Origin of the sequence: Nocardiopsis sp. NRRL B-16309, from assembly GCF_001279585.1 — a bacterium.
Lineage (GTDB): Bacteria > Actinomycetota > Actinomycetes > Streptosporangiales > Streptosporangiaceae > Nocardiopsis.
In genome coordinates this window covers 1-417 of sequence record NZ_LGEC01000156.1, presented here as the reverse complement: position 1 = coordinate 417, position 417 = coordinate 1, and the positions used below count along the sequence as shown (strand labels likewise).

Sequence of the window (417 nt, the reverse complement as noted above, 5' to 3'; positions counted from 1 at the left end):
GTGTTGCAGCTGGACACCGACGGTCTCGCGCAACGCGTCGCGATCGGTGTCCGGGTCGTGGCCGAACACGCTCACCCGCCCGCCGTCGCGCCTCCGCAGCCCGGTGAGGCATTCGACGGTGGTGGGCTTCCCCCCCCCGTTGGGTCCGAGGATGCCGAAAATCTCCCCGCGCTCCACGCTGAACGAGACGGCGTCGACGGCGACGTGGTCGCGGTAGGTCTTGCGCAGTCCCTCGACTTCGATCACTGGCATGGCGTGCTCCCGCTGTCGGTGGTGGGTGGGACGAGGACCAGCGCTGGGTCGAAGGTGGTCACGACCTGCACGCCGGCCTCGGTGAGGTCGGTGTCCGGTTCCTCCAGCCAGCCGGCGATGACGGCGTCGATGGCGCCGCCGATGGCCTGGGCGAGGACCCGGGCG

Annotated in this window: 1 protein-coding gene; it reads right to left on the bottom strand. The window is 71.0% G+C overall.

Features of this window, described 5'->3' with window-relative positions:
* Positions 1-252, bottom strand: a 252-nt coding sequence (locus ADL05_RS29165) for an ATP-binding cassette domain-containing protein (RefSeq protein ID WP_156366105.1), incomplete at its 3' end; no start/stop codon positions are given.
* Between the last annotated feature and the right edge of the window lie 165 nt (positions 253-417).